The organism is Thermomonas sp. (assembly GCF_020850895.1).
Taxonomy (GTDB): domain Bacteria; phylum Pseudomonadota; class Gammaproteobacteria; order Xanthomonadales; family Xanthomonadaceae; genus Thermomonas.
In genome coordinates, this window is sequence record NZ_JADZDS010000012.1 from 1 (window position 1) to 23591 (window position 23591).

A 23591-nucleotide genomic window follows, 5' to 3' on the forward strand; every position below is an offset into this window, starting at 1 on the left:
CGCAAGCCCGTGGCGTACATGAGCTCAAGCATGGTGCGGTCGCGTTGTCCCACCGGGTCGCCCAGGTCCGGCGCCTCCAGCAGCGCGGTCACCTGCGCTTCCGACAATGCCTTGGGCAGCAGCCGCGGAAGCCGCGGGGCCTGCAACAGCGCCGCGGGGTCGTCACTCCTTAATCTGTCGCGTACAGACCGCGCATAGAACGCACGCAGGCAGGACAACAGTCGCGCACTGCTGCGTGGGCTGTAACCGGCGCGGGTGCGTTGCGCCAGGTACGCGAACAGGTCCTCGCGCGGTGCAGCCACCAGCATTCGGCCGGAGTCCTGCCGTAGCCAGCGTGCCAGCCCTTCCAGATCAGCCCGATAGGCGGCCAGCGTTGCCTTCGCCAACCCACGTTCGGCCCAACTCGCATCAATGAAACCCTCGATCGCATTGGCATCGTCGAGTGACAGCGAAGGCAGGTTCTGGAGCTGGCGGCGGCGATCGGAAGGTGTGGACATGGCGCAAGCCTAGCCGTTGGCAGCCGTGCGCGCCTGTATCCTTTCGGCCCATGGTCCCGTGCGATCGCCCTCCTGCCTTGGTCGGCTGGCGCCTGATGGCGCTGGTGTACGACGTCTTCCCCCTGCTTGCACTGTGGTTTCTGGCAGCGGCGATCTTCACCCTGGCGCACGGCGATGCAGTCCGCGGCGGCCTGTGGGGGGCGCTGGAATTCGTCGCATTCGTTGCCATTGCCGGAATGTACGCAACGTTGAGTTGGAAGCACGGCGGCCAGACCATCGGCATGCGCCCATGGCGCCTGCAGGTCACGACGCGTGGCCTGGGCGTGCCAACAGCAACGGCCCTGTGGCTGCGCTTCGGCATCGGCTGCCTGTCATTCGCAGCAGCGGGTCTTGGCTTCTGGTGGGCTTGGATCGACCGCGACCACTTGACCTGGCATGACCGCGCCAGTGGCACACGGATGATCCGGACAGCCAAGGCGACATCTGCACAGCAAGTCCAATCGACGGACCCAAGCATCCGCGGCAAGGAAAACTGAAGTGGCGACGGGGCCAGCCGCGCCCCCCACCAACGCCTAGCCGCTACGCCGCCGGAACACGAAATACGACACCCCAAGCATGATCATGGGTGGCACCGCATAGGCAATCCGGAAATCGAAGTGATAAACCCCGGCGAGCTTGGTCACCACCTGCTGCAGCAGCCAGAACCCGAGCGCAAATACGATCCCGATGAACACGCGCTTGCCATACCCGCCGCTACGCAAGGACCCGAATGCGAAAGGTGCCGCGGCCAGGCACAGCGCCAGCACATTCAGCGGATAGAACCAGCGTCCCCAGTAAATCCGCTCGTAGTTGCTTGCATCCAAGCCGTTGCGCTTGCGGTAATCGATGCTGGTCCGCAGTTGAGCGCTATCCAGATGGCCGGGCTTGGTGACGCTGGCCGCAAGCACCGATTCGCTCAGGCGCGAATTCCAGCGTTCGCTGGCCACCCTGCTGCGCTGCACGGACTTGGCATCGAAACGGATTCGATCGACACCGAACAAGGCCCAATGGTCACCACGGTGCTCTGCCTTCTGGACGTTCGCGATCGAACGCAACCGTCCGTCGGGATCGAATTCGAACAGCCGCACCCCATGCAACTCCAGCCAAGAATCACCGGCGCGTGCCTTCTGTTCGCCCCCACGTGCGCTCAGGAACATGTTGCCTTCACGCGCCCACAGCCCGTCGTAGCGGGACACCACCATGTCACTGTGGCGGATCGAGCGAATCGCCTGCGCCCGTTGACTCGCCCACGGCCACAACGTTTCACCATTGACCACCATCAGCAGGGTGAACAGCGCCAGCACCAGCGCGACCGAGACGCTCAACCTCGCGCGCGACAGGCCGAGTGCACGCAGCGCGGTCAATTCTGATGTCGCAGCCAGTTCACCCAGCCCGAGCAGCGCGCCGATCACCGCCGCGGTCGGGAACAGGTCATACGCATGCCCCGGCAAGCCAAGTCCAGCCACCGCGATCGCATGGTTGATCGTGTAGGAGCCCTTGCCGATATTGCCGATGTCATCGGCAAAGGTCAGTACCACGGTGAGGCCGATCAGGATGCCCCACGTCATCAGGATGCTGGTCGCGACGATCCGCGCGATGTAGCTGTCATGCAGCCGTGGCCAATGCTTCATCGGCGACGCCTCGGCCAGAAGGTCCGCCCGTCGCGGGCGTAGGCCCAAGCACCGAGCCCCAGCAGCGGCAGCAACAGCCACCAAAGGCCCAGAGCCGCCGGCAGCGTGCCTTCTGCAAGCCACTGCACGCCGAGGATGGCCATGAAAATTCCAACCAGGTAGGCAAGGAACGCCAGCAGCAGCGCGCCATGCCGCGACTGCCGTGGCGAGCTGCGACCGAGCGGGATTGCCATCAGCGCAAATGCGAAGGCGAGCACGCCGGGGGCAATGCGCCAGTGCAACTCGGCATGCGCCTCGTTGCCACGCATTCGCAGCAGGTCGGGTGTTGATCGATACTGCGGCGCGTCCAGCCGGCTAGGCGGATCGACCTCGGGCAACTCGACTTCATTGCGCCGGTAACGCATCAGCCGGAAGTCGAGCCGGTTCCCGCTGGCGGGTCCTTCCACCCGGAAGCCATCCACCAATGCCAACACGCGGGCGCCATGGTCGCGATAGAGCTCGCCACTGCGCGCCGTCGCCACGTCCATCCGGTCGCCACGCTCGCGGTAGATGAAGATGCGCTGCAGCTTGGTCCCATCGGTCGACATGACGCCGACATAAGCCACGCCGCCGTTGGACATCGGCGTGAATCGGCCCGGTTCCAGTCCAGCGACCAGCAGGTTCTTGTTGGCCTCCTGCACCATCGATTTGGCCATCCAGTTCGCCCATGGCCCAAGCCAGAGCGCACAGGCGGCGATGAAGGCCACCACCGGCAGGGTCACGATCATCAGGGGCCGCAGCAGCCGCCTGGGCCCAACCCCAACCGCCGCCAGCACCGGCATCTCCAAATCGCGATACATCCGACCGATCGCGAGCAGGATGCCCAGCAGCAGCGCCAACGGCAGGATCAGCGGCAGATAACCCAGCAACCGCAGCCCCAACTGCGAGAGCAACAGCGGTGGTGGCACCTTGCCGATCGCCATTTCACCAACCAGATCGGCGAACACGCCACCGAGGCTGACGATGACGAGGATCAGCAGTGACGCCAGTACGGAGCGTGCGAATTCACTGCTGAGGTAGCGGTCCAGCTTCGGCATCGGGCCGTGTTGCCTTAGAATTGGGGGTTTGCCGCACCAATGATCATTACCGGCCGCGGCTATGCATTGTAAGCGCTCCCGCGCACCGCGACCCGCCTGCGGGCCCGCCGTCCACCCCGCATGCATTGCTCCTCGAGTCCTCCCCGAAAACTTCGATAAGACCCCGCAATGAGCCTCGAATTCAGCCTGAACACCCTCGCCCCAACATCCGTCGCCGTCGATTGCCTGATCGTCGGCGTATTCGCCGATGGCAGCCTGAGCCCCGCCGGAACAGCAGTGGACTCCGCCAGCAATGGCCGCCTGCAGGCCTTGATTACGCGTGGCGACGTCTCAGGCAAGACCGGAAAAACCGCGCTGCTGCACGATGTCGCCGGCGTGACGGCGCCCCGCGTGCTGGTGATCGGACTGGGCGATGCCGAGAAATTCGGCGTGCCGCAATACCTGAAAGCGGTGGCCGATGCCGCGCGCACGCTGAAATCCGGTGCCGTGACCAGCGCCCTGTTCACCCTGAGCGAACTGGCGGTGAAAGAGCGCGACGCGGCGTGGGCGATCCGCCAAGCCGTGATCGCCAGCGATCATGCCTGCTACCGCTACACCGCCACCTTGGGCGCAAAAAACAACAAACGTGATGACAAGGGCCTGAGCCGTCTTGAAATCACCGGCAGTGATGCCGCCGCACTGGCACAAGGCGTGGCGATTGCCAAAGGCGTGCAGTTCACCCGTGAGCTTGGCAACCTGCCACCGAACATCTGCAACCCGGCGTATCTGGCCGAGCAAGCACAAGCCTTCGCCAGCGGCAAGGCCAAGGTGAATTGTGACGTGCTGGACGATGCGGCGATGGAGGCACTCGGCATGGGTTCGCTGCTGGCCGTGGCCCGCGGCAGCGCACAGCGCCCGCGCCTGATTGTGCTCAAGTACAGCAACGGCGGCGACGCCAAGCCCTACGTCTTGGTCGGCAAGGGCATCACCTTCGACACCGGCGGAGTGAATCTGAAAACGCAGGGCGGCATCGAGGAAATGAAATACGACATGTGCGGCGCCGCCGGCGTGCTTGGCACCTTTGTTGCCGCCGTGAACATGCAACTGCCGGTGAATCTGGTCTGTATTGCCGCTGCGGTGGAGAACGCCATCGACGGCAATGCCTATCGCCCGTCGGACGTGATCACCTCGATGTCCGGCAAGACCATTGAAGTGGGCAATACCGATGCCGAAGGTCGGCTGATCCTGTGCGATGCGCTGACCTATGCCCAGCGCTTCGAACCGGCCGCACTCGTTGATGTCGCCACCCTCACCGGCGCCTGCATGGTGGCGCTGGGCAAGTACGCCACCGGGGTGATGACCAAGTCCAGCCACGATCTGGCGCGTGAATTGATCGATGCTGGCGAAACCGCATTCGACCGCGGCTGGCAGCTGCCGCTGTGGCAGGAGTACCAATCGATGCTGGATTCCGCGTTTGCCGATGTCTACAACATCGGCGGCCGCTGGGCGGGCGCGATTACTGCGGGTTGCTTCCTGTCGCGCTTCACCGAGGGCCAGCGCTGGGTGCACCTGGACATCGCAGGCTCGGCTTCGGATGACGGCAAGATGGGGATGGCCACCGGCCGGCCGGTCGGCATGCTGTCGCAATGGTTATTGGATCGCGTGGGCTAATGCCACGCGCCGACTTCTACCTGATCGACAAACCCCGCTTTCGCGAGGAGCCGTTGCTATTGGTGTGCGAATTGGCAAAAAAAGCCTTCGCCGCCAATTTACCCACACTGATTCTGGCCCGCGATATGACGCAGGCAGAAGAACTCGATGACTTGCTGTGGTCGTTTGATCCGGATGAGTATCTGCCGCACCAGATTGCAGGCGCGGATGAAGACGAGGATGAAGCGCCGATCCTGATCGCCACGCCCGAGATCGACGCGCCCAACCGTCCACTGCTGATCAATCTGCGTGACGACGCACCACAGGGCAGCTTCGACCGCGTGCTGGAAGTCGTGCCCGCAGACGAATCCGCGCGCGACCCGCTGCGCGAACGCTGGAAGCACTACCAATCGCTCGGCTTTACGCTCAAAAAATTCGACATGTGACACGCCCCATGACCTCCCTCGATTCCGGCTTCAATCCCCAAACTTTTGAATCCCGCCTGTACGCGCAGTGGGAGGGCAGCGGCGCGTTTGCACCGCTGGGCAACGGCCCCGCTTACAGCATCCTGCTGCCGCCGCCGAATGTGACCGGCACCTTGCACATGGGCCATGCGTTCCAGCACACCCTGATGGACGCGCTGGTGCGCTACCACCGCATGCGCGGCTACCGCACCCTGTGGCAGATGGGCACCGACCACGCCGGGATCGCCACCGAGATGGTGGTATCGCGCAATCTGGCATTGGAAGGTAAGGGCGAAACCCGCGACTCGCTGGGGCGCGACGCCTTCATCCAGAAGGTGTGGGAATGGAAGCAGCACAGCGGCGACACCATCGAACGCCAGATGCGCCGGCTGGGCGCCAGCGGTGACTGGTCGCGCAGCGTGTTCACCATGGACCCGATGCCGTCCATCGCGATCATCGAAGCCTTCGTGCGCCTGCACGAGCAAGGCTTGATCTACCGCGGCCAGCGCTTGGTCAACTGGGACCCGGTGCTGAAGACCGCGATCTCCGATCTGGAGGTGGTGAGCGAGGAAGAGAACGGCCACCTGTGGGAGATCCGCTACCCACTGGCCGATGGCGTGAGCTATGAACACGTCGAAGTCGATGCCGATGGTGTCGAGACCCTGCGCGAAACCCGCGACTATCTGGTGGTGGCCACCACACGCCCGGAAACCATGCTTGGCGACACCGCGGCGATGGTGCACCCGGACGATGCGCGCTACGCCGCGCTGCACGGAAAATTCGTTGCGCTGCCGCTGACCGGCCGCCGCATTCCGGTGATCTGCGATGACTACGTGGATCGCGGCTTCGGCACTGGCGTGGTCAAGGTGACACCCGCGCACGACTTCAACGACTATGCGGTGGGCCAGCGTCACAGCCTGCCGATGATCAATATCTTCACCGACACCGCGCACGTCATTGAAGATCGCGACGACATCCCGGCCGCCTACCGTGGCCTCGACCGCTTCGAGGCGCGCAAGGCCATTGTTGCTGACTTGGAAGCCCAAGGCCTGCTGGTCGAGATCAAGCCGCACAAGCTGCAGGTGCCACGCGGCGACCGTAGCGGCCAGGTGATCGAGCCCTTCCTCACCGACCAGTGGTTCGTGAAGATGGACAGCCTGGGCCAGCGCGGGCTGGAACTCGTCGAGAGCGGCGCGGTGAAATTCGTGCCGCCGAACTGGATCAACACCTACCGGCACTGGATGGAAAACCTGCAGGACTGGTGCATCAGCCGCCAGCTGTGGTGGGGCCATCGCATCCCGGCGTGGTTTGACGCTGCGGGCAAGGTTTACGTGGGCCGCGATGAGGCCGACGTGCGCGAAAAGCACGCGCTGGGCGATGCCGTGCTGACCCAGGATTCCGACGTGCTGGAAACCTGGTTCTCCTCGGCCATGTTCCCGTTTTCCACGCAGGGCTGGCCGGATGCGCAGGCGATGGCCGAGCGTGGCTTCGATGCCTACCTGCCGTCCAGCGTGCTGGTCACCGGCTTCGACATCATCTTCTTCTGGGTCGCCCGGATGGTGATGATGACCGACCATTTCACCGGGCAGGTGCCGTTCCGCGACGTCTACATCACCGGTCTGGTGCGCGACAAGGACGGCCAGAAAATGTCGAAGTCAAAGGGCAATGTACTCGACCCGATCGACATCATCGACGGCATCAGCATCGACGACCTCGTGGCCAAGCGCGTGCACGGCCTGATGCAGCCGAAGATGGCGGAGAAGATCGAAAAGGCCACCCGCAAGGATTACCCGAACGGCATCAATGCCCACGGCGCCGACGCGCTGCGCTTCACCATGGCCGCACTGGCCGGTCCCGGCCGCGACATCAAGTTCGACCTCGCCCGCGCCGAGGGCTACAAGAACTTCTGCAACAAGCTGTGGAACGCCACGCGCTTTGCGCTGATGAACGTGGGCGACTTTTCCCTTCTCCCTCCGGGAGAGCACACTCCCGCCTTGCCCCCCTCTCCCACCGGGAGAGGGGTCGGGGGTGAGGGTACACCCACCGACGAGCCCTCATCCGGCGCTGCGCGCCACCTTCTCCCGGAGGGAGAAGGAAACCACCCCGCCACCGACGCGGAAAAATGGATCCTCGCCCAGCTAGACCGCGTGAGCGCGGAAGCGGCCGAACACTTCGCCAGCTACCGCTTCGACCTGCTTGCGCAGTGCCTGTACGAGTTCGCCTGGAATCAATTCTGCGACTGGTTTGTGGAGCTGGCCAAACCCGCACTGCAGGGCGATGACCCCGCGGCCGCCAGCAGCACCCGCCACACCCTGCTGCAGGTGCTGGACGCCCTGCTGCGCCTGCTGCACCCGCTGATCCCGTTCGTCACCGAAGAGCTGTGGCAGTCGGTTGCGCCCAAGCTCGGCAAGTCCGGCAGCCTGATGCTGCAGGCCTATCCGCAGGCGGGCGATCTTGATGTCAGCGGCTACGTCAGCGCCGAGGCCGATATCGAATGGCTGAAGGCAATCGCCGGTGCGGTGCGCCGTATCCGCAGCGAGCTCGGCGTATCCCCGTCCAAGCAGGTGTCCCTGCTGCTCCGCGCCGGCAATGCCGATGACGCCGCCCGCGTGGCGCGGCTGCAAGCCCAGCTGCGCTTCCTGTGCAGGCTCGAGCGCATCGAATCGCTCACCGGGGAACCGCCCGCCGCTGCTCCGGCCGTGGTCGGCGAATTGCAGCTGTTCGTGCCGCTGGAAGGCCTGGTGGACCTGGACGCCGAGCGCACCCGCCTGGACAAGGAAATCGCCAAGGTGTCCGCGGAAAAGGACAAGAGCGAGGCCAAGCTGGCCAAGTTCGGCGCAGGCGTGCCGGCCGCAGTCGTCGAGCAGGAACGCGTACGGTTGGTGGACTGGAGCAGCAAGCTCGACGCCTTGAGCGCGCAGCGCAGCAGACTGGGCTGAATGCGTGGTGATGGTTTCCCGACGCGTGGTTGCCAAGCCGCCGGCCGGGTGTCACCTTAAGCGCTGAACCCCCGCGTCACGCGTTGTGGCAAGGGGGCCCGAATGATTCACGCAAGGCATCGGCGCCAGGGGGGCGCCCATGACATGCAGGACAACGCAGCCCAGCTTGAGCCGGCGCTCGATTCGTACCGCCTGTTGCTGGATGAAGTCGGTGCCTTTATCTACACCGCCGACCTGCAGGGTCGGTACACCTATGCCAATCGCCTCGTGCTGGAGATGCTGGGGCGTCCGCTTGCCCAGGTGATCGGCAAGACCTTCGCCGAGTGCGTCGGTGTGTCCGCACTGGACGAAACGATCGACGATACCGATCGTCGGGTGATGCACGATGGCGAAACCATTGCCCGCGAGGAAACCCACGACATTCCGGGCGACCAGGCGCGCACGTTCTGGTCGGTCAAGAAGCCGTTGCGTGATGGCGAAGGCCGGATCGTCGGTCTGCTTGGCATCTCCTACGACATCACCGAGAAAGTGCAGCTGGAAGCGCGCCTGCGCGAGAAGAAAACACTGCTGGATGCCGTGCTCGACCATGTCGATGCGTTGGTGTACATGAAGGATGCCAGTCGCCACTTCCGCTACGCCAACCAGCGGGTGGCGCAAATGTTCGGTCTTCCGGTCGAGCAGATCATCGACAGGCTTGACAGCGCGTTGATGCCGCACGAGGCCGCTGATCGCTTCTGGGCGATCGACCAAGCCGTGATCGACTCGCAGCAGCCTTATGCCGCCGAAGTGAGTCTGCCGGACGCTGCCGGCCACCTCCGTCACTTCTGGAGCGTGATCGTGCCCTGGGTCGATGCCGAGGGCGTGCAGGCCGTGGTCGGCATGAGTACCGACATCACCGCTCTGCACGAGCTCCAGGAAGAATTGCAGCAGCAGGCACGCACCGACAGCCTGACCGGCTGCGCCAATCGCCGCCGTTTCTTCGAGCTGGCCGAGATCGAGTACGCGCGTAGCCGACGGCATGGCTCGTCACTCAGTCTGATCGCCATCGACATCGACCATTTCAAGCAGATCAACGACCACTATGGTCACCCTACCGGCGATCTCGTGCTGCAGGATTTCGTTGGCTGTTGCCGCGGAATCCTGCGCGAGATCGATATCTTCGCCCGCACCGGCGGCGAGGAGTTCTGCATCCTGCTGCCATGCGCTTCGCTGGATGCTGCACGGGAGATTTCCGAGCGCATTCGCACCATGACGATGGCTTGCCAACCCGTCGATGCCCTGCCGTCACTGCGGATCAGCGCCAGTTTCGGCGTCTCCTCCCTGGGAACGGCGGACCCGGATTTCCAGGTCTTGTTCGCCCGCGCCGATCGTGCGCTGTACGCTGCCAAGCAGCAGGGGCGCAACCGCACCGTCGTCCTGTAACGCGCTCCGCCCATCTTCACGACAGCCCAATGGCGGACACCGTCCGTTCCAAGCCAATCAATCGGAGATTGCATTGAACACTGTCCGCCTTGCCGTCATCTACTACAGCGCCTACGGCACCAACCATGCCATGGCCGAGCTCGCCGTCGACGCGGCCCGTGAAGCCGGAGCTGAAGTGCGTTTGCGCAAGGTCAGGGAGACCGTTCCCGAAGCCATTGTCATGGGACAAGCCGCTTGGGCTGCACATGCAGAACGTACCGCCCACATCGACCACGCCAGTCCGGATGACATGGTGTGGGCCAACGCCTACCTGTTCAGCGCACCGACGCGCTTCGGCACCGTCGCCAGCCAGATGCGTGCCTTCATCGATACCCTCGGCCCGACCTGGGCCGAAGGCAAATTATCGAACAAGGCGGCCAGTGCCATGACCAGCGCGCAGAACACGCACGGAGGACAGGAATCCACCTTGGTTGGGTTCTACACCACATTCATGCACTGGGGGGCGATCCTGGTGCCGCCGGGCTACACGGACCCTTCGATCCACGCTTCCGGAGGCAATCCCTACGGCGCCAGCGCCACTGCCACCGCCGCGCCACTGAGCGAAGAAACCAAGGCGGCAATCCGAGCTCAATCCAGACGCCTCGTCGATTTCGCCGGGCGCATCGCAGGCTGACACTCGGACATGGCGACGCACTCCACCGCCGCTGCGTTGAAGCAACGCCATCGAGAGGTCCGCGATGCCCAACCCGAGAATTGGCGCATCCGCATCCACCGCGCGCTCAGCTGGCTGCAGCGCGCAGAAAACGAGACGCGCGACGAGGACGCCCGGTTCCTGTTTCTGTGGATCGCACTGAATGCCGCGTATGCGCATGAATTCGGTTTCGAACAGAGTGAACGCGAGCAGGCGCGCCAGTTCATCGACAAGCTTGTTTCCCACGACCGCGAGGGTCGCCTCCAGCAGGTCCTGTTCGACCAATTCACCGGCCCGGTTCGCACCCTGCTGGCGAACCGATTCGTGTTCGAACCATTCTGGCGCGCCTTGCGAGAACACGACTCCAGCAATTCCTGGGAAAGGCAATTCGAGGGCGCGCGCATATTGGCAATGCGCGCCCTGATGGCACGCCAGACGGGGCAGGTCCTGTCCATCGTCGCAGACCGATTGTATGTCCTGCGTAACCAACTCATGCACGGCGGCGCCACTTGGAACAGCGACGCCAATCGCCAGCAAATCCACGACGCGGTGACCATCCTCGACGCCCTGATCCCCACCATCATCACCCTGATGATCGAACACCCCGATCCCGACCTGTCCGGGATCACCTTCCCCATGCTGGATCTTCACGGATAGCGCCACGGCTTCCAGCGCCCAACGCCGTGCAGTGAAAACGCCATGGCGGTTGGTCTGCGTCTGCAAATCGTGGGCAAGAAACCGGACACCAGCGATTCCCGCCAGTTCGACGCCATGTCACCCTCGCCTGACCCCTGCACCGGATGAAGAGTGTGCTTCGGGCACAAAAATGCCCGCATCGGTAGCGGGCATTTGAGTTGCAACTGGTTGTTTCTACTGATTATTCTGGTGGCTATGGGTGGAATCGAACCACCGACCTCGGGATTATGAGTCTCGCGCTCTAACCGTCTGAGCTACATAGCCATTCGAGCCGAGCATTTTCCCGTGTCGTGTCGCGTGCGTCAATTGTCATGTCGACGGGTTGCGAGCAATCGTGACCAATGGCACAGTCGATCCCAGTAGATTTTCGGAGTCCGCGTCGTGATCGATCCGGACGGCTTTCGCCCCAACGTGGGCATCGTGCTGATGCACGAGGATGGGCGGGTGTTCTGGGCACGGCGCGTGCGCCGGGACGGCTGGCAGTTTCCGCAGGGCGGGATCAATACCGACGAAACCCCGCTGGAAGCCATGTTCCGCGAGTTGAACGAAGAAACCGGACTGCATGCTGGGCAGGTGGAGGTGTTGGGCTCCACGCCGGGTTGGCTCCGCTATCGGTTGCCGTCCCATGCGGTGCGTCGCCAGGAACGTCTGGTCTGCATCGGCCAGAAACAAGTCTGGTTCCTGTTGCGTTTTTGCGGCAGTGATACGGATTTTCGGCTTGATCTGACCGACTCGCCCGAATTCGACGACTGGCGCTGGGTGGACTTCTGGTACCCGCAGGAGCATGTGGTGCCTTTCAAACGCGGGGTGTATGCCCGCGCCTTGGCCCATCTCGCCCCGTTTGCACGCGCGGTCGCCGGCCTTGCGGCTGTGCCCATCCCGCAGCAGTGCACATTGCCGCCGATTCCTGGATTCGTACGGCGCAGCTGATCTCAGGCACTGGGCTGCCCAGATGAATGGGCGTTAACCGTTCGTCGGGGATTTGTTGCGTCGCAACAATCGTCGGAATATGCTGCACCGCACAAACCGGCAATCCCTGTCGGCAAGTCAACCAAACAGGAGCCCGCCATGTACGACTACAACGAAACCTTCACCAAGTCGGCCAGCCAGTTCGCTGACGTCGCCGCCAACGCCAACCGCCTCGCCCTCGAGAACGCCGAGAAGGTGTTCGGCCTGCATTTGGCGGCCATCGAGAACAATGTCAACGCCACCTTCGCATTCGCCAACGAGCTGATTGGCGTGCGTGACGCAGAAGGCCTGAAGGCCGCGTTCCCGAAGGGCATCCAGATCGCCCGCACCAATGCCGAGCGCAGCTTCGGCGCCGCCCAGGAAGCCTTCGCCGACACCGTGAAGACCACCGAGGCGATCGGCGCGCTGGCCAAGGCCCAGTTCGAACAGGCCAGCTCGCAGGTCAAGGCGGAAGTCGCCAAGGCCGCCAAGGCTGCGTCGAAGTCCGGCAAGTAATCGCTGACATCGCGTCCGGTTCAACCGGCCGCGAGCGTGAAACCGAAGCCCGGCAGCCAAGCGCTGCCGGGCTTTTTCGTGGACGGTCGAACGACGCGCCGGACATCGTGGCAGCCATGACTTGCTGCACTGTCGGGTTCACTATCCGTGCTAGAATGGAACGATTGTCATTGACGATTCCAGCCAAGGCCGACCTCGATGCCCACCTCCGCGAACTCTTCCAAACCCAAGGCCACCTTGCGCTGGGTGCTGATGCTGGTCGGCGTCATCGTCGTGTTCGGCGGCGTGTTCCTGATCAAGGCCATGTTCGCCAAGGGCACCAATGACTTCTTCGACCACATGGCACAGCCTGCGGTGACGATATCGGCAACCGCGGCGAAACAGGACCGCTGGAGCAGCACCGATGCCGCGGTCGGCACCCTCGCGGCGATCAACGGCATCGACGTGACCGCCGAGTCCGGCGGCGTGGTGCGCTCGATCGAATTCAAGGCCGGCCAGCCGGTGCAGGCAGGCGCGATCCTCGTGCGCCTCAACACCGCCAACGAGGAGGCCGTGCTCAAGGCGCTGGAAAGCTCGGCACAACTGGCACAGGTGCAGGCGCAGCGCTGGCAGGCGCTGGGGCGCGACAAGCTGGTGTCGGTGGATGACGTGCAGACCCGCACCACCGCCGCTGCCAATGCGCGGGCCCAAGTCGAGGCACAACGTGCATTGATCGCGCAGAAGACCGTGCGTGCACCGTTCTCCGGCGTGCTCGGCATCCGCAGGGTGAACCTGGGGCAATTCATTTCGCCCGGCACCGCGGTGGTCAGCCTGCAGCAGCTCGATCCGATCTATGTGAACTTCAGCCTGCCCGAGCAAATGATCGGCAAGATCAGAGAAGGCACGCCGATGCACGCCAGCATCGATGCGCTGCCCGGCCAGGCCTTCACCGGCACCATCACCGCGGTGGATCCGCAGGTCGACCCTGCGACCCACAATTTCACCGTGCAGGCCACCCTGCCCAATCCGGGCGGTGCGCTGCGCCCGGGCACGTTTGCCCGGGTCGGCTTCGATCTTGGCGTCGTACGCGACGTGGTGGTGATCCCGCAGACCGCGGTCAGTTTCAATCCTTACGGCAATGCGGTGTTCGTGATCAGCAAGGTGGCGCGCAAGCCGGGCGAAACGGATGCCCAGGGCAAACCGCTGACGGGCGACAAGCTGGTTGTCACCCAGCGCTTCATCAAGACCGGCGCCACCCGCGGCGACCTGATCGAGGTCACCGAAGGACTGAAGCCAGGCGAACAGGTGGTGACCTCGGGGCTGCTCAAGCTTCGCAACGGCTCCGAAGTGCTGATCGACAATACCGTCCAGCCCAGCGCCGACGCCCAGCCTGCGGTGCAGAACAGGTGAGCACGCACAACCGACCGGCCAGCGTCCGCAAGGGCATGGCCACGCGCACGCGGGACGCCGGAGGCCGGGCATGAAATTCACCGACATCTTCATCCGCAAGCCGGTGCTGGCGATGGTGGTCAGCCTGTTCATCCTGCTGTTCGGGCTGCGTGCCTACAGCGAATTGAACGTGCGCCAATACCCGGAGATGCGCAACGCGGTGGTGAGCGTGAACACCACCTATTTCGGTGCCGACGCCGACCTGATCCAGGGCTTCATCACCACGCCGCTGGAATCGGCGATCGCCAGTGCCGACGGCATCGATTACATGACCTCGAACAGCGCGGCCGGGATGAGCAGCATCCAAGCCTACATCCGGCTGGACAAGGATCCCAACGAGGTCCTGACCCAGATCTCGGCCAAGGTCAACAAGCTGCGCGGACAGTTGCCGCCGCAGTCGGAAGACCCGGTGATCGACCTGCAACAGGGCGAGCAGATCGCGGCGATGTACGTCTCGTTCTCCAGCAACACCCTGAGCAACAACCAGCTCACCGACTACCTGACCCGCGTGGTCCAGCCCAAGCTGGTGACCGTGCCCGGCGTCCAGCGCGCCGACATCCTCGGCTCCGGCACCTTCGCCATGCGCATCTGGCTGAAGCCGGAGAAGATGGCCGCGCTGAAAGTCACCGCCAGCGACGTCAACCAGGCGCTGCAATCCAACAACGTGCTGGCCGCCGTGGGTTCGACCAAGGGCCACATGGTCGCAATCGACATGACCGCGCGCACCGACCTGCGCAGCCCGGAGGAATTCCGCCAACTGGTGATCCGCGAGCAGGACGGCGCGATCGTGCGCCTGGGTGACGTTGCCGATGTCGCGCTCGGCTCGGAAAGCTACGGCACCTCCGTGCGGGTCAACGGCGGTGCGTCGGCCACCTTCATGGGCATCAACGTCGCCCCCGATGCCAACGCGCTCGACGTCATCCGTGCGGTCCGCAAGACCTGGGACAACGACATCGTGCCGCAGCTGCCGCAGGGTGTCGAGGCAACCATTCCCTACGACAGCACCGAAGCCATCCAGGACGCGATCAGCGAGGTGATCCACACCCTGATCGAGGCGCTGGTGATCGTGATCGTGGTGATCTATCTGTTCCTCGGCTCGCTGCGCAGCGTGCTGATCCCCGCCATCACCATCCCGTTGTCGCTGATCGGCGGGCTGTTCCTGATGCTGCTGATGGGCTTCAGCATCAACCTGCTGACCCTGCTGGCAATGGTGCTCGCGATCGGGATCGTCGTAGACGACGCCATCATCGTGCTGGAAAACATCCATCGCCACATCGAGGACGGCATGCCGCCCTTCGATGCTGCGATCCAGGGCGCGCGCGAGCTGGCCTGGCCGGTGGTGGCGATGACCACCACCCTGATCGCGGTGTATTTGCCGATCGGCTTCCAGGGCGGCATGACCGGCGTGCTGTTCACCGAGTTCGCCTTCAGCCTGGCCGGCTCGGTGCTGCTGTCGGGCGTGATCGCGCTGACCCTGACCCCGATGATGAGCTCGCGGATCCTGCGCGCACACGACCCCGACCATCCGAAGGGCAGGTTCGAACGTTGGCTGGATGCCCGCTTCGACACGTTGCACCACGGCTACCAGCGCAAGCTGCACGGGGCGCTGGAAACCAAATCGGTGATCGCCACGTTCGGCCTGATCGTGCTGGCCAGTTGCGCCTTCCTGTACATGGGCGCACCGAAGGAGCCGGCACCGATGGAGGACGAGGGCTTCATCTTCTCGGTCGCCACGGCCGATCCGACCGCGACCCTGGATTACGTCGAGCGCTTCACCCGCCAGATCGATGCCATCGTCAAGGGCACGCCCGAGATCGAGGGCTCGTTCCTGTTCAATGGCGGCTTCGGCGGCGGCGGTGGCGGTGCCAGCCCGAGTGCGATGGCCGGTTTCGTGCTGAAGCCCTGGAGCGAGCGCTCGCGCTCGACCAACCAGGTGCTGCAGCAGACCTTGCAACCGGGGTTCGACAAGATCGCCGGACTGAAGGTGTTCGCGATGGTGCCGCCTTCGCTGCCCAGCGCCGGCGGTGGCGCTGGGGGCGGCGAGTTCATCATCGGCGGCGTCGGTAGCCTCGATCAGCTCGCCGGGCTCGCTGATCGCATCGTCCAGCGCGCGATGGAGAGCAAGCGCTTCATCTTCCTCGACAAGGACCTGAAGCTCGACAAACCACGTATCGAGGTTCACGTCGATCGCGACAAGGCCGCGATGCTCGGGATCGACATGCGCACCCTGGCCATGGACATGTCGTCGATGCTGGCGGGGGGTTACAGCAATCTGTTCTCGATGCAGAACCGCTCCTATCGGGTGATCCCACAGGTCCAGCGCAGCGATCGCCTGAACGCGCACGATCTCGAGAACTACTACACCCGCACCCGCGATGGCCGGCTGATTCCCCTGTCGACCATCGTGACCCTGAGCGAGAGCACCCAGCCGCAATCACTCGCGCGCTTCCAGCAGCTCAATGCGGTGTCGATCATGTTCGCTCCACGCCCCGGCGTGACCAAGGGCGAGGCGCTGGCCATCCTCGACCAGGCCGCAACGGACATCCTGCCGCAGGGCTACAGCGTGGACTACGCGGGTGAGTCACGGCAGTTCAAGCAGGAAGGCTCGGCGATGCTGATGACCCTGGCACTGGCCTTGATCGTGATCTTCCTGGTGCTGTCGGCGCAGTTCGAATCGTTCCGCGACGCCTTGATCATGCTGCTGACGGTGCCGATGGCGATCTGCGGCGCGCTGCTGTCGCTGAACGTGCTGGCGCTGGTGGCGCAGATCCTGCAGATGAAGGGGATCGAGGCGTTCCCGGGGATGAGCGTCAACATCTATACCCAGGTGGGCTTGGTGACCTTGGTCGGGGTGATCTCCAAGCACGGCATCCTGATCGTGGAGTTCGCCAACAAGTTGCAGGAGCAGGGCCTGTCCAAGCGCGAAGCGATCGAGCAGGCCACCGGCATCCGCCTGCGGCCGGTGCTGATGACCACGGCTGCACTGGTGTTCGCGATGATCCCGCTGCTGCTGGCGAAAGGCCCGGGCGCGGCCTCGCGCTTCTCGATGGGCGTGGTGATCGCCTCCGGCATGACCATCGGCACGCTGTTCACCCTGTTCGTGCTGCCGGCGTTCTACCTGTATCTGGCGCGTGACCATAGCCATGATCGCGCCAAGGCCACGGAGGCCGGGCCCGCCGAATCCCTGCCACCGGCGGAACCGCAGCAGGGCTGAACGGCAGAGCCTCCGGAGCGCATCGCAGGGGTGCGATGGGTTGGCTTGTACCCAAACTCCTCCGTCATGCCCGCGAAAGCGGGCATCCATGGACCCCTTTCGATGTTGGGGCGGGAATCGGCAGCAAGGGCAACGTCCATGGGTTCCCGCTTTCGCGGGAACGACGGGCCGGGACACTGCGTCGAAGCGTGAACAACCGCCCGTTCCCGTCCTCACGGGAACGATGGGCCGAAAAGGCGAAAAGGAGGCGAAAAGGGGTCAGAGAACATTTCCGTTTGAAGTCATGCGCAACGTCATGTCGTCGCGGAAATGTTCTCTGACCCCTTTTCAGACCGCAATCCGCAACAACGATGCAAGCTGCACCGGATCGGGATGCTGCGCATGCGGCAGCACGCCCCAGCACGGCGCCGGCAAGCGATCTTGCAACATCAAGATATTGTCCTCGACGCGCTCCATCGCAGGATCGACATGCGACGCGATCCAGCCCGCGAGGATCACGCCATCGGCCTGGATGGCGTGCGCACTCAGCAGCGCATGGTTCAGACAACCCAAGCGCAGGCCCACCACCAACACGACCGGGAGCTGCAGCGCACGCACCAGATCGGCCTGCATCAGCGACGCCGACAGCGGCGCGGCCCAGCCACCCACGCCCTCGACCACCACCGCATCGGCCTGTGCCGCGAGCCGCGCATGTGCATCGAGGATCGGCAGCAGCGTGACTTCAGTGCCGGCATCACGCGCGGCCAGCTCCGGCGCCAGCGGGTGTTCCAGCGCAAAGGGATTGATGTCGGCATAGGCCACGTTGACCGCAGCGGCACGGGACAGCGCCAGCGCATCGTCGTTCTTCCATTCACCGTCGAGCCACGTGCAACCACTGGCCACCGGCTTCATGCCCACCGCACGCAGGCCCTGCCCGCGCAACGCATGCAGCAGCGCACAACTGGCAAGCGTCTTGCCGATGCCGGTGTCCGTGCCGGTGACGTAGAGTCCCTTGTTCATGAGGCATGTAACCTTGAATGGCGCCGACTTAAGTTGACCTAACCGGGGGAATGCATTACGACAAGTACGGGGATGTTCGAATCAACAGGCAAATTCGAGCCGAGCCAGAAACAACCCGTAATACCTATTTTCGATATGCTACGCTCGGCATGGGAAGTCGTGGTATGGGCTGTTTCCAGAATCATTTCGCAATTTGTGTTGAAAACGAACGGATGCGCAAATTCCATTTGCAAAATTTTCGAACAGCAACGGGAGGCAGCGCGTGAGTTTACTCGTTACAGGGGCATGCAGTCGGAATTCGAAGGGGGCGATGTGAAGACAAATCTGCGCAGCACGGCTGGGGTTGAACGGAGTCCGTGCTTTCTGCGCCTGTTGGGCTTCATCATTGCCGTGTCCCTGACCGCATGTACCCAGCGCAACGCAAACAGTGAAGCCACATCTGTGATCGAGCACGCGTGGAACCGGCGTGGTCTTGGACTCGTCAGCGGCGAGGTGCGTTTCATCGGCGGCTTGAACCCGCGCAAACCTGATCCTGCTAAAGGCGAGGATGCGGTCAGTGAATTGCCTTTTTATCGCTTTTATTCAGAAAAAGGCTATATCACGCTCACGGAAGTGCGTGAGAACAAGGATGGTGGCTGGGGTGGCTTTTTCCAGATGGCGATGAACGGCGTCATCAAGACGGCTCGTGTAACGATCACACCTCTGGGCAGACAGAACGGGGAAGTCGAATCAGCCGGTAATGTCGAAGAACTCTGGGTGCCCACAGGAACCGCCAAGGTCGAGGAAATCGTATCGAATGAGCTGTACTCCGGCAGTACGGAACAGTATCGCGTCGTCCAGGGCACGCACACGTGGGACTTAGATCCAGACCTCGCTGCCACTTACGCAGAGGCTCGCGGCACCGATTCGCTTGGCCGGGAAAGGAAGTTCCGAGCGCTGTTGGTGTTCGACGCATTCGAAAAGAAATGGAAGTACCTGGTGGCAGATTTCGGGCCCCGTACCGGGCAATTCACATCCGACAATGTTGAACAGGCGGTCATGGCACACCAACTCACCCGCAGTACTGATGGGTGATTGGAGCGATCCGCGCCGGAACGGCTCAAGCATTTTTCGCTTTCGATTAACCTAGGATGCTTTTCCACAACGGAGATCAGATGAAGCCAGTCCTTGTCTTCATTTCGGTGTGTCTCTTGGCCATCGCTGCCGCCGGGGCATTTACCTTGGGACAGCAGAAATGGACGCCCGTCCCGCCCGGCGGGCCCGATTCATCGCCTGACTATAGCTGGGAAAAATCAGACTCGGGTTGCCTGCGTCCAACGGATCAAACCTATCGTGCACGACTGGATGCACTGGGGGCCTTGCTGTTCGGCGCCGCGCCAAGTGAAATAACAGGCTGCGTGACCACGGTGTACCTTGAGAATAAATACAGCAACAACAGCCCTTACAACATCCAGAATCATGCGGGCCTCGACCTCCGCGCCAAGATCGGGACGCCTGTCTATTCGCCGGTTTCGGGAACTGTGATTTGGCAGGAGCTGAATCCATCGAAAGAAACTTCGACCCTGACGATCGAGACCAGCGACAGAGCATACAACGTTGTATTCATACATTGCTCGGTTCACACGAAAGCCATTCGCGATCCTGTCCGAAAGGGAGAGTTGATTTGTCGCACCGGTGACGTTGGGGCGGCTGCTGCGCACTTGCATATAGAAGTGAAACCGGTTGGCAAAGACGCACCCAATCTGAAAGGAATGTCCGGCGGTCGTGGCGTTTGCCTCAAATCCTCATTCACAAATGGTTGGGACGAAACTACCCAAGCCTACACAAGACTCACTAAGCCCGGCTGCAGCTTGGCCGATGTGATGGCGAATACGGTTGACCCGACAATACTGACCTCCGGGGCTAGTACGCCATCAAGTACCGACAGGCCGCAAGGACCCGCATCTGCAAGCGGCACACGTGCCAGACAAGAAGCACTAGTCGCGCCACTCAAAAATCAAGAAGCAAACCTGGGATGCGGGTGGATTGTAAGCGCCCCCACCATTGGAGAAGGAAATGTCTTTTCCAGTGACCTAGAAGATTCGTTGATCCTGATGAACATCGAGGGCAAGGATATTCGACTTACCCTCAAGTCAAGCACGGGGACACCAGCAAAAGTGGGAGATACCTTACGTCGAACATTCGCTGCACCCGGCATAGTGGTGACTGCCATCTTCAAGGTTAGTGAGGTTTGCCTGCCTGACAACGAGGAATGCGAGGTCACGAGATTCAAGGTTGTTTTTGACGTTTATAAGGGCGGCGCACATCAACGCTTTACCGGGACAGCCATGACCGGATGCTGAAAGGATTGGCTGCTCATCAACGCAATAGAGAATTGTCTATTAATGAATCCTTTGAGCTACATGCCTCATCTGCAATGTTGAATTTATCCTAACCATGGCCGCGAGTAATTCGGCATCCTCATCAGGATCGATCTTGACTTGATGATTTCATTGAAGGCAACTGCAAGCCAAGCACTATGCGACTCAATGAGGTGAATTGATTGTGAACACAATCTCTCGCACAATCATTTTCTGCGTGTTGGCCGGCGGACTTACGGCCGCAACGGCCATTGGCGCGCAAAACGTCAGCCGCTGGACGCCTGTCCCGCCCGGCGGACCCGATTCATCGCCTGACTATAGCTGGGAAAAATCAGAGTCGGGTTGCCTGCGCCCCACGGATAAAACCTATCGAGCGCGGCTGGACGCACTGGGGACCTTGCTGTTCGGCACCGCGCCAAGTGAAACCACGGGCTGCGTCACTGGGGTGTATCTGGAAAACGGCTACAGCGCACTCGTCCCGGAGATGACGAACCACGCGGGCATCGACTTCCGGGTAGTGGATGGCGAAACGCGGGTGTACTCACCCATCTCCGGCAAGGTCGTGCTGGCGTCGCTTAACGCGACGGCCGGGGCGTCGACGCTGACCATCGGGAGCGACGATGGCACCTACAACGTCCTGCTGCTGCATTGCGTATCGCACGAGCATCGCCGCAATGGATTGCCGGCCGCAGCCCTGAAGGAAGGTGTTGCGGTACAAAAGGGCGACCAGGTTTGCGTCGCTGGCGGCATCGGGGCCACGGCAGCGCATCTCCACGTGGAAATGAAGCGCACGGGGCAGGACGCGAGACGCCTGAAGGCGATGTTCGGAGGCAAGGGCGCTTGCAGGAAGTCCCCTTGCACGCTGGCAGATATCCGTGCGAATACGGCGGATCCGACCGCTCTTGTTTCCGGTGGCCGACAAACACCCGCACCCTGCCCGACTGTTTCGCTGGAATCACTGCATTCCGAGCGACCCAAGTCCGTCAGCGTCGACCTGGATTGTGATGGCAGGCTTGAACAATTGTCATACAGAGATGTGCTGAACCAGAATGATCCGTATTTCCTCGTGATTGAACAACTCACGGTTTCTGACTCTCGGGGGAGAACAGTTTGGCGAAGCCCGGGCGCAGAAGATTATTCCGGACCCGCCCCACATCTCACCAGCACCGAACACCATAGCACGAAACCTCGCCTCATCGCGGACGTTGACGACGACGGAAAAACCGAGTTGCTGGTCGCCAAATATCAAACATTCGAGGAGAACGGCGAAACCAGTTGGGAGGCCTACAGTTGGAACGGGCGCGGATTTGTGCGAACACGAAATGGTTCGCTGGGTGAATTACCGGATCAGTCCGGGAAATTTGTGTGGGCGGAGTATTCTGACCAGCCCCTCCCTCGCTTTACATCATGGATCGAGGATCTGGCCGTGAACGGCACGAACCTAGTTGCAACCATCAGGGCCAACGACTCAAGAGGGCGCATCACCCTAGGCGAAGCCATCGTTAGCTTCAACCAGAACGGAATGCAAGTTGTTCGATGGCTGAAGCCTCTCAAGAGAAAATCCGCTCCGTAAAATGACGATATCCAGGCCAGTATCTTAGGGATTGACGTCCTGCTACGTGGCCAGATTGAAGCCTGACTTCATGCAGCAAGAACGCACTTCTCTAACGCGGAGACCCCTTTAGATGAGAATTGACGCCACGGCACGCATTCGACCCATCCGCAAGATCTTGACCGGCCTGTTACTGCTGGCCTGCCTACTGGCTTCTGCGTGCGGGAAGCTGCCTTCCAGCCTCACGGGCTCCGCCGACACTTCGCACACGCCTACAGACTCAACCGGCACGACACCGCCGTCGACCGGATCCAATCGCGAACCGGGCCGCCATACCGTGACCGTCAACACTCCGGGCGACGGCTTTCTTGCCTTGAAGGACAAGCCCTGCGCCGCTCCCTGCGGCAAGACCCTGCTCAGGATTCCGCACACCACCCGGTTGGAACTCGGCACTTGCACAGGCAAGGAGGAACGCATCGACGGTGCCAACGGACAGTGGTGCCAAACCCGTTATGCCGGGACGGACGGCTGGGTGTTTGACGGATTCACCATCAACACTGACACGACTACAGGTGTCGACGCTACCAACTCCGGGAGTAATTCAGACACGGCAGCGATTTTGAATGCTGCCCTGAAAGAATGCCCCCCAAGATTCGATGGCACTGGCGCCATCTCGTCATGTTCGCCGAGCATTGAACGAGAAATCGGAGATTTTGCGCTCGTGCTTTTCAGGTACACGTGTCGAACCGAATGCGAAGATACAGAACCAGCCTTGTACCAGAAGATTCGTGGGCAATGGCGATTCATTGACAGTGGCACTGGCCTGAGCGTCGACTCTCTCATTCAAGAAAGGGTCCCGTTTAACGTTGCGCGGAGACTGCTGGATGACCAAAGCCCGCCTTTCACATTCAATACCGACAAGGAGTACCCACTCCGCGGGCATCTATTGGATATCATTCGGGAACAAGCCCAAACACATTTCAAGCAACCGGTCGCATTTACGGTGAATACTTTGCGAGTAACCACCAACGGCTGGGCTTTCTTCATTGGTGGAGCGATTCAGCCAGCAAATGGTCGACGCGTCGACTACCGAAGAATGGGGTTCCCGAATGATTACGATACCGACGGGAGCCCGGATTACTGCCACCATTGTTCCGGTGACGTTGAAGCCCTCCTGAGGGACTCGGGGAATGGCTGGCATGTCGTTGAGGTATGGTACGACGCGTCAGATGTTTTCTGGGTGGAACCGGGCTTCGCCGCACGCTACGGCGCTCCTCGCGAATTGTTCGAGTTTGCGCCCTGACGCGGTTATGACGATGCTGCAATCGAACCGCCAATCACGATGTCGGTGCCGGTGACGTAGGGGAACCTCGAATAACCTCGGATATCTGGCTCGAGGCTCCAGTGAGCATCTTCAAGTCATTGAATACAAAGGCAATGGATTCCCGCTTTCGCGGGAATGACGAGCAAAAACCAGTTATTCGAGGTTC

General features: G+C 62.1%; 18 protein-coding genes, 1 tRNA gene and 1 pseudogene. 15 read left to right on the forward strand and 5 right to left on the reverse strand.

From position 1 onward, the window contains the following. The coding region (locus IT472_RS01450; RefSeq protein WP_297177285.1) for a site-specific integrase at nt 1–497 on the reverse strand (497 nt) is incomplete at its 3' end. A 50-nt stretch (nt 498–547) separates the two neighbouring features. Between IT472_RS01450 and IT472_RS01455 the strand changes: the two genes are divergently transcribed. Further along, nucleotides 548–1033, forward strand: a complete 486-nt coding sequence (locus tag IT472_RS01455) for an RDD family protein (RefSeq protein ID WP_297177288.1) — start codon at nt 548–550, stop codon at nt 1031–1033. A 36-nt stretch (nt 1034–1069) separates the two neighbouring features. Here IT472_RS01455 and lptG read toward each other — a convergent pair whose 3' ends face one another. Together lptG and lptF are read right to left on the reverse strand one after the other, a co-directional pair. Then, nucleotides 1070–2167, reverse strand: a complete 1098-nt coding sequence (gene lptG, locus IT472_RS01460) for an LPS export ABC transporter permease LptG (protein ID WP_297177291.1) — start codon at nt 2165–2167, stop codon at nt 1070–1072. Next, the gene (gene lptF, locus IT472_RS01465) at nt 2164–3243 is read right to left on the reverse strand and encodes an LPS export ABC transporter permease LptF (RefSeq protein ID WP_297177293.1); all 1080 of its coding nucleotides are present in this window, start codon (nt 3241–3243) and stop codon (nt 2164–2166) included. Before lptF ends, lptG begins: the two co-directional genes overlap by 4 nt. 168 nt (nt 3244–3411) lie before the next feature. On the opposite strand from lptF, the gene IT472_RS01470 reads away from it, so the two are divergent. The 6 genes from IT472_RS01470 to IT472_RS01495 all read left to right on the forward strand — a co-directional run bounded on the left by IT472_RS01470 (nt 3412) and on the right by IT472_RS01495 (nt 11045). After that, the gene (locus IT472_RS01470) at nt 3412–4893 is read left to right on the forward strand and encodes a leucyl aminopeptidase (protein ID WP_297177297.1); all 1482 of its coding nucleotides are present in this window, start codon (nt 3412–3414) and stop codon (nt 4891–4893) included. Further along, nucleotides 4893–5318, forward strand: a complete 426-nt coding sequence (locus tag IT472_RS01475) for a DNA polymerase III subunit chi (protein ID WP_297177300.1) — start codon at nt 4893–4895, stop codon at nt 5316–5318. Before IT472_RS01470 ends, IT472_RS01475 begins: the two co-directional genes overlap by 1 nt. An 8-nt stretch (nt 5319–5326) precedes the next feature. Continuing rightward, a complete protein-coding gene (locus tag IT472_RS01480; RefSeq protein ID WP_297177303.1) occupies nt 5327–8275 on the forward strand; it encodes a valine--tRNA ligase in 2949 nt (982 codons plus the stop codon). 144 nt (nt 8276–8419) lie between these two features. Further along, entirely contained in the window at nt 8420–9697 is a 1278-nt protein-coding gene (locus tag IT472_RS01485; protein ID WP_297177307.1) for a diguanylate cyclase, read from the forward strand. A gap of 73 nt (nt 9698–9770) precedes the next feature. Further along, nucleotides 9771–10370, forward strand: coding sequence for an NAD(P)H:quinone oxidoreductase (gene wrbA / locus IT472_RS01490; RefSeq protein ID WP_297177309.1), 600 nt, complete (start codon nt 9771–9773; stop codon nt 10368–10370). Nucleotides 10371–10379: 9 nt separating this feature from the next. Continuing rightward, on the forward strand, nt 10380–11045 hold the full coding sequence (locus tag IT472_RS01495) for a HEPN domain-containing protein (protein WP_297177312.1): 666 nt from the start codon (nt 10380–10382) through the stop codon (nt 11043–11045). 226 nt (nt 11046–11271) lie between these two features. Here the strand turns inward: IT472_RS01495 and IT472_RS01500 are convergent. After that, nucleotides 11272–11348 (reverse strand) — tRNA-Met (locus IT472_RS01500). Between the two features lie 117 nt (nt 11349–11465). On the opposite strand from IT472_RS01500, the pseudogene IT472_RS01505 reads away from it, so the two are divergent. From IT472_RS01505 to IT472_RS01520, 4 genes and pseudogenes are all read left to right on the forward strand, one after another. Further along, nucleotides 11466–11957 (forward strand): annotated as a pseudogene (locus IT472_RS01505) (RNA pyrophosphohydrolase); the annotation flags it as partial. Between the two features lie 195 nt (nt 11958–12152). Continuing rightward, nucleotides 12153–12548 carry a phasin family protein gene (locus tag IT472_RS01510; protein WP_297177314.1) on the forward strand — a complete coding sequence of 132 codons (396 nt, stop codon included), beginning with the start codon at nt 12153–12155 and terminating at the stop codon, nt 12546–12548. A 198-nt stretch (nt 12549–12746) separates the two neighbouring features. Beyond that, nucleotides 12747–13937 carry an efflux RND transporter periplasmic adaptor subunit gene (locus IT472_RS01515; RefSeq protein ID WP_297177318.1) on the forward strand — a complete coding sequence of 397 codons (1191 nt, stop codon included), beginning with the start codon at nt 12747–12749 and terminating at the stop codon, nt 13935–13937. Nucleotides 13938–14007: 70 nt separating this feature from the next. Next, on the forward strand, nt 14008–17190 hold the full coding sequence (locus tag IT472_RS01520; protein WP_297177321.1) for an efflux RND transporter permease subunit: 3183 nt from the start codon (nt 14008–14010) through the stop codon (nt 17188–17190). Between the two features lie 327 nt (nt 17191–17517). Here IT472_RS01520 and bioD read toward each other — a convergent pair whose 3' ends face one another. Next, the gene (gene bioD, locus IT472_RS01525) at nt 17518–18189 is read right to left on the reverse strand and encodes a dethiobiotin synthase (RefSeq protein WP_297177325.1); all 672 of its coding nucleotides are present in this window, start codon (nt 18187–18189) and stop codon (nt 17518–17520) included. Nucleotides 18190–18261: 72 nt separating this feature from the next. Between bioD and IT472_RS01530 the strand changes: the two genes are divergently transcribed. The 4 genes from IT472_RS01530 to IT472_RS01545 all read left to right on the forward strand — a co-directional run bounded on the left by IT472_RS01530 (nt 18262) and on the right by IT472_RS01545 (nt 23404). After that, nucleotides 18262–19263: a hypothetical protein gene (locus IT472_RS01530; protein ID WP_297177327.1), complete on the forward strand. Its 1002-nt coding sequence runs from the start codon at nt 18262–18264 to the stop codon at nt 19261–19263. 80 nt (nt 19264–19343) lie between these two features. Further along, complete coding sequence (locus IT472_RS01535; RefSeq protein ID WP_297177330.1) at nt 19344–20531, forward strand: M23 family metallopeptidase; 1188 nt, start codon at nt 19344–19346, stop codon at nt 20529–20531. A gap of 235 nt (nt 20532–20766) precedes the next feature. Next, nucleotides 20767–22122: a M23 family metallopeptidase gene (locus IT472_RS01540; RefSeq protein ID WP_297177333.1), complete on the forward strand. Its 1356-nt coding sequence runs from the start codon at nt 20767–20769 to the stop codon at nt 22120–22122. A gap of 112 nt (nt 22123–22234) precedes the next feature. Further along, on the forward strand, nt 22235–23404 hold the full coding sequence (locus tag IT472_RS01545) for a hypothetical protein (protein WP_297177336.1): 1170 nt from the start codon (nt 22235–22237) through the stop codon (nt 23402–23404). The last annotated feature ends 187 nt before the right edge of the window (nt 23405–23591 follow it).

Excerpts from the sequence above, each read along its gene's own strand:
- IT472_RS01455 (WP_297177288.1), top strand. The coding sequence starts at position 548 with ATGGTCCCGTGCGATCGCCCTCCTGCCTTGGTCGGCTGGCGCCTGATG.
- lptG (WP_297177291.1), bottom strand. The coding sequence starts at position 2,167 with ATGAAGCATTGGCCACGGCTGCATGACAGCTACATCGCGCGGATCGTC.
- lptF (WP_297177293.1), bottom strand. The coding sequence starts at position 3,243 with ATGCCGAAGCTGGACCGCTACCTCAGCAGTGAATTCGCACGCTCCGTA.
- IT472_RS01470 (WP_297177297.1), top strand. The coding sequence starts at position 3,412 with ATGAGCCTCGAATTCAGCCTGAACACCCTCGCCCCAACATCCGTCGCC.
- IT472_RS01475 (WP_297177300.1), top strand. The coding sequence starts at position 4,893 with ATGCCACGCGCCGACTTCTACCTGATCGACAAACCCCGCTTTCGCGAG.
- IT472_RS01480 (WP_297177303.1), top strand. The coding sequence starts at position 5,327 with ATGACCTCCCTCGATTCCGGCTTCAATCCCCAAACTTTTGAATCCCGC.
- IT472_RS01485 (WP_297177307.1), top strand. The coding sequence starts at position 8,420 with ATGCAGGACAACGCAGCCCAGCTTGAGCCGGCGCTCGATTCGTACCGC.
- IT472_RS01495 (WP_297177312.1), top strand. The coding sequence starts at position 10,380 with ATGGCGACGCACTCCACCGCCGCTGCGTTGAAGCAACGCCATCGAGAG.
- IT472_RS01510 (WP_297177314.1), top strand. The coding sequence starts at position 12,153 with ATGTACGACTACAACGAAACCTTCACCAAGTCGGCCAGCCAGTTCGCT.
- IT472_RS01515 (WP_297177318.1), top strand. The coding sequence starts at position 12,747 with ATGCCCACCTCCGCGAACTCTTCCAAACCCAAGGCCACCTTGCGCTGG.
- IT472_RS01520 (WP_297177321.1), top strand. The coding sequence starts at position 14,008 with ATGAAATTCACCGACATCTTCATCCGCAAGCCGGTGCTGGCGATGGTG.
- bioD (WP_297177325.1), bottom strand. The coding sequence starts at position 18,189 with ATGAACAAGGGACTCTACGTCACCGGCACGGACACCGGCATCGGCAAG.
- IT472_RS01530 (WP_297177327.1), top strand. The coding sequence starts at position 18,262 with ATGTTCGAATCAACAGGCAAATTCGAGCCGAGCCAGAAACAACCCGTA.
- IT472_RS01535 (WP_297177330.1), top strand. The coding sequence starts at position 19,344 with ATGAAGCCAGTCCTTGTCTTCATTTCGGTGTGTCTCTTGGCCATCGCT.
- IT472_RS01545 (WP_297177336.1), top strand. The coding sequence starts at position 22,235 with ATGAGAATTGACGCCACGGCACGCATTCGACCCATCCGCAAGATCTTG.